Consider the following 9,743-nt stretch of genomic DNA (forward strand, 5'->3'; position numbering starts at 1 on the left):
TCGAACAGCTCGGCTGAGTATATGACGGAACGGACCAGGCGGGTGCCGTGCACCCGCGCGATCGTCTGGGAATAGGACCGACTGGCCTCGGATCAGTCGCGCACCGGAGTGACCAGGACTAAAATTTGTACTTGGACTCAGTCTCTGCGGTCGGTTTTAGCCGCGCCATCCCACGGTCGCGCCCACCTCGATCTCGGCATCGTTGAGCACTTCGGCGAAGGCCCCGCCGCGCCAGGGCACGCCCAGCGCGGCTCGCAAGCCGGGTTGAGCCTCGTCCATGCGCTCGCACGGTCGGGTCTCGCCGTTGATGCGGAGTTTGCATTGGCCGACCCGCAGCGTACGCCCGCGGCTGTTTGCGAGCGAAAGACCGCTGATGAGCAGATTGGCGCGTCGGGCGCTGGGCTCAACAGCCACACCCATCTGCTCGACCGCCGCATCCCACGCCTGGTACTCGATCAGCGTGACCTGCCGGCGGCCACCCTGGTCCGCGCTCCCGACAATGCCCTGCCCCGCGCGCAGCGTAGCGCGGGACACAGCATCCATCGGCCCGCGATGGCTGCGCTTGACCCAGATGGCTTCGAGGCGACCAGTCATCACGCGGGGATAAACTTCAGGGCCACCCCATTGTTGCACCATCGCTGATTTGTCGGCGGAGGCCCGTCGTCGAAGACGTGGCCCTGGTGGCCTCCGCACCGCGCGCAGTGATACTCGGTTCGCGGCAAGATGAGCGCGAAGTCGAGTTTGGTCTCGACCCGCCCCTCGATCGTTCGAAAGAAGCTGGGCCATCCGGTCTTGCTGTCGTATTTCATGTCCGAGGTAAACAGCGGCAGCTCGCACGCGGCGCAGACGTATTCGCCCTTGCGCTTTTCCTGGTTGAGCGGACTCGAAAACTTTCTCTCAGTCCCTTCCTCGCGCAGGATGCGGTACTGCTCAGGCGTGAGGAGCCGCTTCCATTCCTCGTCCGTCTTGTGGATCTTCTCGATCGTTACGGGGGCGCTCTCTCCGGCTTTGGAAATGGCTGCTCGTCCCAAAGCCAGCAGGGCCAGTCCCCACACCCCCGAACCCACCAAAAAATGTCGTCGGTTCATCAAACCCTCCATGTGTCGCGAGAGAACGTCTCTCTTCTAATGAGGAGCAGTTCCCCAGAGCGTGGTAAGACGCGCGTCTCGCCCGCACCGCGATCGGTAGAAGTTATAGCGGATCGGGTTCTTCTGGTAATAGTCCTGGTGGTACGCTTCGGCCGGATAAAACGCCACGGCCGGACGAATGCTCGTCACGATCGGCTGGGCAAAGCGTCCGTCCAATCTTTTCTTGGAGTCCTCGGCCAGGCGGCGCTGCTCCTCGTCGTGATAGAAGATGGCGGATACGTACGTCGGGCCGCGATCGCAGAATTGCCCGTCGCCTGAGAGCGGATCCACGTTGCGCCAGAACACGTCCAGGAGCTGCTTGTAGCTGATCTGATCCGGGTCGTAGACCACCTGCACCGCTTCCACGTGGCCGGTCGTTCCCTGCGACACCGCCTCATAAGTCGGATTCGGCACGTGCCCTCCGGTGTAACCCGAAACGGTTGAGCGTACCCCGGGAAGTTTATCGAACGGCGGTTCCATGCACCAGAAGCATCCCCCCGCGAACGTGGCGGTTGCAAGCGGCTTGTCGGCAGCGGAGACGGGGGCTGGCGTGCTCCCGGCAGGATCCTTCTTGGGTGATCCATATCCAAAGAGCCCGAGGGCTATTGCGAGCAACGTGATGCTGAGCAAGAATCTCATGGCCTTCTCCTTTCGGTGCGCAATCGCGCATCCGTAAGGTATCAGCCATTGGTGACGGTTCGATGAAGGGTTCTTGACGGTGTGATGAAGACTGCCCAGACCTCGGAGCTAACCCCACTTGGCAGAGCGACGAACTCGCGAATCTCGTAGCTCGCTGACGGATCGCGCGTACCCGGTCCGTCAACGCAGGGTGTATATAGGGCGCCACTCGCCAAACTGTAGGTCCCAAGAGCTGTGCAAGCGGCTGCGTTCGGCGTTACTGCGACTGAACGGGGTCGACGACCTCCAGAAACGAAAACCGGTGGAAATCCGTGTCTCGCGTGTAGATCCGCCGGATGCCGTGCTCACGCATGAGAATGGCGGTGTGCGCGTCGTGGACCAGATTTCCGGTCAGATGCGGTGTCTCCTGCACGACTTCACCGGCGACCGAGACGTGGCGGTCGGTCTCGACCAAGACGCCGAGCGCCGGAGACGCCAGCACCGCATCGACGAACTCCCAGGCCTCGTTTGCTGACCAAGGGCGCCGCAGGACGCGGGGATGCGTGGTCACGCGAAGAAACTCGTACAGGATTCCCCACGTCGTGTACCAGGCGGATCGTTGCCGACGCCACGCCTCCAGGGCGTCGCGGTAGACAGCGTGATCAGGCGCGTTCTCGTCCGCCGCGTAGACCAACACGTTCGTGTCAACCACGAACATGGCCGACCTTCAGCGGTCTTCCATGGCCTGGTAGAGCGCGTCGCGGTCGGCGATATCGACGAGATGCCCTCCGCTCCTGAAGGAGGGCAGGGGTGGAAGGGGGCGCTCGCCCCTCTGTGTCCGAAAGAGCAGGCGCAACGCGGTCTCGACCAATTCGGACATGGTTCGCCGCTGCCGGGCCGCCTCCCGCTTGAGCCGGACCATGACCGAATCGTCGATATTCAGGGTCGTTTTCATATGGAAAACCATATCGTAGCGGATGGCAAGATGTCAATAAGCGGTCTCTGGCTTCAGTGGGCGCGCGCCAGGCCGTCCTTGTCCCCCTTGGGTCTTGCAGAATCCCGGTGGGCAGTGCTAGAAAGGTCTTCTCCTCATGACCGACCCTCGGTGCCGGCCCGAAGAATGGGTGGAGCAACACGGCGACTATCTCTATCGCTTCGCCCTCTCGCGACTGCGCGACGCCAAGACCGCCGAGGAGGTGCTGCAGGAGACCTTTGTCGCGGCGCTCCAGTCCCTCGATCGCTTTGAAGGCCGCTCCTCCGAACGGACCTGGCTGGCGGGCATCCTCAAGCACAAGATCCTGGACCATTTCCGGCGCAGCGGCCGCGAGGCGGGGCTCCCAGACCGGGACGAGCCGGGCGACGTCCATCCCGAGTGGTTCGACGAGGACGGCCATTGGAAGCTGGACGAGAATTCGCCGGCCGAGTGGGGTGATCCCGACCGCACGCTGGAACAGGCCCGCTTCTGGGAAGCGATGGGCCGTTGTCTCGGCGAACTGCCGTCCCGGACCGCCCGCGCCTTCACGCTCCGGGAGATCGAGGCGGAGGAGACCGACGCGATCTGTAAGGAATTGGCGATCACGCCGACCAACCTCTGGGTGATGCTCCACCGCGCACGGCTGCATCTGCGCCGATGCCTGGAGCTGCATTGGATCGGACGAGCGACCTAACCATGCGACCGGTGTGGCTCAAAAACTGGCTGATTCGAAACACCCCGTCCTGCCAGGAGGTGGTCCGCATGCTTTCGGATGCGATGGACCGGCCGATCCCCCTCCGCCGCAGGATCGCGGTGCGGCTGCACTTCCTGATCTGTACCTGGTGTGTGCGCTATCACAGACAGATCGGGCTGCTCCGGACCGCGCTCCGCAGCACGGAACCCGGTCCTCCGGCGGCGAGCGCTCCGGACAGCCCCGGCGCCCGGCTCTCGGACGAGGCCCGGGAACGCCTGAAGCGTCTGACCCGTCAAAACCCCTCCTGATCCGCATCACCCGTCTGTAAGGATTTCTCGCCTCCTCCGACCAACCAGCGTGTGTGCGACCCGCGGGGGGTCGGACAAATCAAAGGAGGATGTCATGAGACAGGTGATCGGACTCATCACGGCGCTGGGATTGGCGGTTGGTCTTGGTCTGAGCGGAGCCACGTACGCGGCCGACACAATGAAGGGCGGCACGACAAAGAAGCATCACAAACTGCTGCTCAAGAGCGCGATCGAAAGCAAGGACTTCACGGAAGTGACGCTGCCCATCCACGAGGGACGGCGGAATGGGGAGACGGTCTGGTACGTCGTCACCGAGTCGTCCAATAAGGAGGATGCCGCACGGCGCGGCGTGCACTTCGCCCCCAAGCTGGCAAATGCCAAAGGCTCGGGCGCTGTCGAGAAGGCCAAGGTGACTGATGGGATTGTCGAGTTCCTGGGCAGTGTGGACTTCTCGCCCGAGCGGATCGTCAAACCCGGGCCGACGGGCTTCCCGTCCGCCGAGGCCAAGCCCGGTGCGATCGGCGAACCGCTCTACACGCCGTTGATCGAGCTGCCGGACGGCACCGTGATCAACGCGCCCCATATCAAGAACAAGTCGGGCGAGCACGATCGGCTGATCCGAATCGATCTGTCGAAGCGCACCGCGACCTTCAAGACCACCAAGGGCTTCTTCGAAGGCAAGACGGTCTACTACACCACCTTCAACGCCTCGGACCCCGGCGTCTCCGCGATCGAGGCAGGGAACTATACGCCGAGGCTGAAAGCCACGCCGGACAAGGGCTCGAACACGCCCAACTCGGCGCTGACCGGTCTGGCGCCCATCGTGAACGGTCCTATTGGCAAGGCCAACCCCCAGCGCCAGGGCCTCAGCTCGGCCCTGATGGGCGAAGGCGATCCCTTGAACATCGTGGAGGAGATCCCGGCGGGCGAGCGCGCCCTGCTGTACAGCCCCATGTGGGACGTGCACGCGTCGGTCTGGGCCCAGACCGCCATGCCGGTCAAGAGCGAGATGCAGCAGAGGGATTTCCGCGCGGTCGCGCGCCTGGCGCTGGCGGGCCAGATCACCGGGCCGGACGGACACCCGTGGGGGCCGATCGGCGTGGTGGTCAACTGCCCCATCATCAGCATTGACGAGTAAGGTGTTCGAACGTAACGGGTAAGTCGGATCGAAGAGCCCCCGGCTGAAAGGCCGGGGGTGCTCTTCAGGCTTTTCTGAACCCTTTCACAAAGGAAGCCGACCATGAAGGTCCCACTCTGCAAGGTGGAGGAGATTCCTGATGAGGGAATCGAGACCGTGGATTTTTTCGGGCGGGAAGCGCTCGTTCTGAAAGTCGATGAGGAGCCAAAGGCGATACTGAACTACTGTGCGCACCTCGGCGGGCCCATGAAGCGGGAGAACAACAAATTGGTGTGTGCCTGGCACGGGGCGGAATTTGATTGCGCCAAGGGGAACTGTCTCAAAGGACCGGCACGAGCCGATTCGCGGCTGATCATGTTGCCCACTCGCGTCGAAAACAGGGTGCTCACGTACGTCTATGGGGAGTAGTCAGAGCGGCACGCCGATCATGACCAACGGAGCAAAGGAGAATCAGATGAACTACGCACCCGAGATCAGCGACGCATCCGTGCGCACGGGGTCCCTCGAGGTCCAGGGGCTGAACATCTTTTACCGCGAAGCCGGCCGGTCCGGCAGTCCTCAGGTCGTCTTGCTGCACGGGTTCCCGGCCTCGTCGCACCAGTACCGCAACCTCATCCCGGCCCTGGCCGGAAAATTTCACGTGATCGCGATGGACTATCCCGGTTTCGGCAACAGCGACATGCCTGATCCGGCGAAGTTTCCCTATACCTTCGACAAGACCGCCGACGTGGTGGAGACGTTCTTGAAGAAGAGGGGCTTCACCCGCTTTGGTCTCTACGTGCAGGACTATGGCGGGCCGGTGGGCTTCCGCATGCTCTCGCGCAACCCGCAGTGGCTGGAGTGGCTGATCATCCAGAACACCAACGCCTATGAGGTCGGCTTCACCCCGGTGTGGGAAGGGTTTCGCAATGCCCTGTGGAAGAAGCGCGGCCCTGATACCGAAAAACCGCTCATGGCCTTCCTGGAGCTGGACGCCATCAAGAGCGTGTATCTGCACGGCCACAAGCAGCCCGCATTGATCAGCCCGGACAACTGGAATATGGACTTCCGTTTCATGGAGCGGCCCAACGCCCGCACGGTGCAGATGGAGTTCTTCTACGACTACCGCACCAACGTCGCGCTGTATCCCGAGTGGCAGGAATTTCTTCGCCGCCGCCAGCCCGAGACGATCATCTTCTGGGGCCAGGACGACATCTTCTTCACCCGCGAAGGCGGCGAAGCCTACCTGAAGGATCTCCCCAAGGCGGAGCTGCATCGGCTCGATTCGGGCCACTTTGCGGTGGAGGATTGCCTGGAGTTCATCGTGGCAAACATTCGCCGCTTCTATGACGAACGAGTGGCCGGCAAATGAAAGCAGTGGTCAAATAGGGAGACGGCGGTGAACGTCGCGGAGATCTGGCGCTATCCGGTCAAGACCATGGCTGGAGAGCAGCTGCAATCGGTGAGCGTGGGGCCTCTCGGCATCGAAGGCGACCGGGTGATTCACGTCGAAGACGCCGTGGGGCGCGTGATCACCTCCCGCACGCATCCCCGGTTCCTGGGTCACAAGGCTGTGCTGGGCCTACGGGGCGAAATCCTGGTGGATGGTCGGCCGTGGGACAGCGCGGAAGTGGCGGCCGACGTGATGACGATTGCCGGCAAGGGCGCAAAGCTGGTGCGCGACGAGAGCGCTGAGCGGTTCGATGTCCTGCCGTTGCTGGTGGCCACAGACGGCGCGATCGCGGCCTTCGGCCACGATCGTCGCCGTCTGCGGCCCAACCTCGTGATCAGCGGCGTCAAGGGGATGGCCGAGCGCGAATGGCAGGGCGCGTGCCTGCGAATCGGCGAGGTGCTCATCGGCGTCCAGGATCTGCGTCTGCGCTGCATCATGACGTCCTACGACCCCGACACCTTAGCCCAGGACAAGACCATCACCCGGAGCATCTACCGGCGCTTCGAGGGCAAGCTCGCGCTCAATTGTTTCGTCATCCAAGGGGGCCGTATTGCGGTGGGTGACAAGGTGCAGGTAGTGCGTGGGGCAGGTGTGTATGCGGGACGTTGCAGCTGATAGACCAAGAATTCTCGCTCCTCCTCCAGTGATCTACCTGGGGGTTCTTGGCCTCGGTCTACTCCTTGAATGGCTTTGGCCCACTCGACTTCTGGGCTGGCCTTTGGCCGTGGCCGTAGGGTCAACGATCTTCATTTGTGGAGTGGTCGGATTGACCGTCGCGATCCGCACTGTCTTGCGTGCGCGAACACCGGTCGATCCATACAAAGCCACAACCGCGATCGTGACGGGTGGCCTCTTTCAGTTTTCGCGTAATCCGATCTACGTCTCAGATACGCTCCTCTATGTGGGCCTTTCGCTCGCCCTGAACGCATGGTGGGCGCTAGCCTTGACTCCTGTCCTGGTCTGGATCATGGGCGTCGGAGTCATCGCGCGCGAAGAGGAGTACTTGGAAAGGAAATTCGGCAATGAGTATCTTCGGTACAAGCGGCAGGTCCGCCGCTGGCTTTAGTCTTAGCCTTGGGGGACGCGAGGAGGGACGTTGCAGCGTTAGTGGCGTTCGTCCCCTAGGAATCCCGCGACGCGGATATCAACCACGGGCTTAAAGCCACAAAGGCCGCAACGTCCCCGAGTGGGACCAGTGCTGTGCGGGGAGTGGGCGGCGTAGGCTCCATCGGCCTTTAACAGCGTCCTCTCCGTCATGCCACTCACCGCTTAGTCAATCGGCCGCCAAGCTCGGTCCGACCAGCCAAACCCATCGTTCCTTCCGGCGGTCGCGTCCCTCTGCCCTCGCCAGCGAGTCCGCAAAAGTCGCGGCACTTTCAAAGCATCATTTCGGCCGTGTCTTCCCGGAGGTTCGACTAGTACTCACACCAGAACTAGTCGTGTCAGCCAATTGACGACAATTCCACGGCGTGAATACTTAACGGAGGTCCCAACAAACTGAGCGTCCTCACGTTCTCGCAGTACGTGAGACACGCACGAAGGAGACGAAGATGTTCTGCACATCCTGCGGTGTGAAACTGCCTGATGAAGCGCGATTCTGCTCGTCGTGTGGCTCACGGGTTGCCTCAGCGACATCATCGGGCGTGGAGCAATCAGGCGATCCTAATCAGTCTCCCGCGCCGCCTTCGGTCTCGCCTAACCAAACTACACCGGAAATTCTAGTTGCAGAGGATCTGCCTTGCCCACGTGCCGATCTTGAATTCCGGAAGAAGCTTCTGGAATCGTATCTCAAGTGGCAGACCTCTCAAGAACTATCGAACTGGCTGCAAGTCATTGGCCAGGACTCCAGAGGCAGCGTGGAAGAAAAGAAGACTCGGATTCGTGAGCACACTCAGTACCTGTCGATGTCACCAGAAACGTTTCCAGAACAGACGGTTAATTATCTCCGTCTTCTTAATCGGACCGACATTTTGTCAGACATTTGCGTCGCACTCGGTTTGGATTCCGACGGATCAAAGTCTACCCTCTTCCGTCGTATCTATCGGGAAGTCGGCTATCGTGAAGGATGGTTCACCCCCATCAAGGACCGCTCGGCAATTGATAAGCTGACCGTCCTACAGTTCGTTCGGTGGTATCCGATTATTCGATGGTCAGACTACGAGAGAGACTATTACGACGATTTTGCCGACGAGATGATCGAGGTCTTTGGGGAGGATAATGTACACGAGCAAGTCCCCGTTGCGCACGGAAGCATCCTGAAGATCGACTTTCACATCGGGCATCCGCAGAACGGTGGCGTGGGCGTCGAATTCAAGTTACCCGCAAACAATAACGAACTCCAACGCGCGCTCGGGCAGATTGATCAATATCTCAGTCGCTACGGTTCGAATATCATACTTGTCTTGATCCCCCACCGGCTAAGGTCAACCGAAGGCGTTCTCTTCAAAGAGACGCTTCGACGGAAGGGAATTGAGACGGTGATGAAAACTCCAGACTTTTCGTCAATTGCCGCCCAACGCGCCGCCTAACAGAATCGGCTTGCCTGTACGTAGGGGGCGACACGAGGGGGCGCAGTCCTACGATGCATTTCTGACCCGCTCAATGCAGGAACCTAGGCAACGGAGACGACAAGCTGCTCTTGGACGGTGGATCTTCGCGGCCAGGCCGCCTGCTCTGGGATGGAGTGCGGCCCGAGCGCGGACATTCGAGAATATTCGAAACTGAGCACTGTGGGGAGTAAGTCATGACCATGACGATGGAAGACGTCCAATATGAACTGGCCCTCGAGGCGCTTCACAACGCGGCCGTTATGGAGGAAGCCCGGCTCAACCAGTGCATCTACCTATTCGTAGAGGGTTTGTCCGAGGAGAAAACTTTTCCAGTCTTGCTGAAAAAGGCCGGCGTTGACGTGAAGGATCTTGGAGTACTTGTTGCCAACTACAACGGGAACGGAAACCTGGTACATGCCCTCAGGCTTCTGCAAATAACACTCAGTCATAATCGGCCGATCGTCGTAACACTCGATAATGATCAGATCGGACCAAAGATGATTTCTCGATGCCAGGTTGCCATTCGGAAGAGAGAGTTGGTCCACTTCTTCCGTATTCCGTGCAAAGGAAGAGTGAAATACCCAAATGGACATCGCGGAGGGTCTTTCGAAGAGCTCTTCAGTAAAAGAGATTTCCTAGAGTGTTGTTTCAGTAAGGAGATAATGATTGAACCGCTGCGTGCCCGACAGGAAGAACTTGCCGAGACGTTTGATGGGGGGAGGCCTTGGTATAGTCAGATTAAAGCTTTTTGTGCCAAATATGGAGATATATCTTTTGGGTTCATCCGGGAATTCCGTGGGTCACGGGGTAGAGGTCGAGGCCTCCGCAGTGGAAGTAGATGGCGGTCTTGAAGTGCTCGGGGTTGCGAAAGCCATACGCCCGTTTCTTGATGGTTTGGATCTTG

At 60.5% G+C, this 9,743-nt stretch carries 13 protein-coding genes and 1 pseudogene; 9 read left to right on the top strand and 5 right to left on the bottom strand.

Features of this window, described 5'->3' with window-relative positions; all coding sequences use genetic code 11:
• Positions 1 to 156 precede the first annotated feature (156 nt).
• From AB1451_13005 to AB1451_13025, 5 genes are all read right to left on the bottom strand, one after another.
• Positions 157 to 594: an MOSC domain-containing protein gene (locus AB1451_13005; GenBank protein MEW6683820.1), complete on the bottom strand. Its 438-nt coding sequence runs from the start codon at positions 592 to 594 to the stop codon at positions 157 to 159.
• Positions 594 to 1,088: a peptide-methionine (R)-S-oxide reductase MsrB gene (msrB, locus tag AB1451_13010; protein ID MEW6683821.1), complete on the bottom strand. Its 495-nt coding sequence runs from the start codon at positions 1,086 to 1,088 to the stop codon at positions 594 to 596. Before msrB ends, AB1451_13005 begins: the two co-directional genes overlap by 1 nt.
• A 36-nt stretch (positions 1,089 to 1,124) precedes the next feature.
• Positions 1,125 to 1,766, bottom strand: a complete 642-nt coding sequence (gene msrA, locus AB1451_13015) for a peptide-methionine (S)-S-oxide reductase MsrA (GenBank protein MEW6683822.1) — start codon at positions 1,764 to 1,766, stop codon at positions 1,125 to 1,127.
• A gap of 256 nt (positions 1,767 to 2,022) precedes the next feature.
• Positions 2,023 to 2,463 (bottom strand): TA system VapC family ribonuclease toxin, encoded by a 441-nt coding sequence (locus AB1451_13020; protein ID MEW6683823.1) that lies wholly within the window; start codon positions 2,461 to 2,463, stop codon positions 2,023 to 2,025.
• Between the two features lie 9 nt (positions 2,464 to 2,472).
• A complete protein-coding gene (locus AB1451_13025; protein ID MEW6683824.1) occupies positions 2,473 to 2,700 on the bottom strand; it encodes a ribbon-helix-helix protein, CopG family in 228 nt (75 codons plus the stop codon).
• 136 nt (positions 2,701 to 2,836) lie between these two features.
• Here AB1451_13025 and AB1451_13030 point away from each other — a divergent pair, with 136 nt between their 5' ends.
• The 9 genes and pseudogenes from AB1451_13030 (at position 2,837) to AB1451_13070 (ending at position 9,309) form a co-directional block, all read left to right on the top strand.
• A complete protein-coding gene (locus tag AB1451_13030) occupies positions 2,837 to 3,412 on the top strand; it encodes a sigma-70 family RNA polymerase sigma factor (GenBank protein MEW6683825.1) in 576 nt (191 codons plus the stop codon).
• Between the two features lie 2 nt (positions 3,413 to 3,414).
• Positions 3,415 to 3,720, top strand: coding sequence for a zf-HC2 domain-containing protein (locus AB1451_13035; GenBank protein ID MEW6683826.1), 306 nt, complete (start codon positions 3,415 to 3,417; stop codon positions 3,718 to 3,720).
• 94 nt (positions 3,721 to 3,814) lie between these two features.
• On the top strand, positions 3,815 to 4,858 hold the full coding sequence (locus AB1451_13040) for a hypothetical protein (protein ID MEW6683827.1): 1,044 nt from the start codon (positions 3,815 to 3,817) through the stop codon (positions 4,856 to 4,858).
• A gap of 102 nt (positions 4,859 to 4,960) precedes the next feature.
• Complete coding sequence (locus tag AB1451_13045; GenBank protein ID MEW6683828.1) at positions 4,961 to 5,266, top strand: Rieske (2Fe-2S) protein; 306 nt, start codon at positions 4,961 to 4,963, stop codon at positions 5,264 to 5,266.
• A 46-nt stretch (positions 5,267 to 5,312) separates the two neighbouring features.
• Entirely contained in the window at positions 5,313 to 6,209 is an 897-nt protein-coding gene (locus AB1451_13050) for an alpha/beta hydrolase (GenBank protein MEW6683829.1), read from the top strand.
• Between the two features lie 27 nt (positions 6,210 to 6,236).
• Positions 6,237 to 6,905: an MOSC N-terminal beta barrel domain-containing protein gene (locus AB1451_13055; GenBank protein ID MEW6683830.1), complete on the top strand. Its 669-nt coding sequence runs from the start codon at positions 6,237 to 6,239 to the stop codon at positions 6,903 to 6,905.
• Positions 6,886 to 7,356 carry an isoprenylcysteine carboxylmethyltransferase family protein gene (locus AB1451_13060; GenBank protein ID MEW6683831.1) on the top strand — a complete coding sequence of 157 codons (471 nt, stop codon included), beginning with the start codon at positions 6,886 to 6,888 and terminating at the stop codon, positions 7,354 to 7,356. Before AB1451_13055 ends, AB1451_13060 begins: the two co-directional genes overlap by 20 nt.
• A gap of 484 nt (positions 7,357 to 7,840) precedes the next feature.
• On the top strand, positions 7,841 to 8,818 hold the full coding sequence (locus AB1451_13065; protein ID MEW6683832.1) for a zinc ribbon domain-containing protein: 978 nt from the start codon (positions 7,841 to 7,843) through the stop codon (positions 8,816 to 8,818).
• A 281-nt stretch (positions 8,819 to 9,099) separates the two neighbouring features.
• Positions 9,100 to 9,309 (top strand): annotated as a pseudogene (locus tag AB1451_13070) (TOPRIM nucleotidyl transferase/hydrolase domain-containing protein).
• Positions 9,310 to 9,743 lie beyond the last annotated feature (434 nt).

The sequence above is a fragment of the Nitrospirota bacterium genome (assembly GCA_040757335.1).
Taxonomy (GTDB): Bacteria; Nitrospirota; Nitrospiria; order 2-01-FULL-66-17; family 2-01-FULL-66-17; genus JBFLXB01.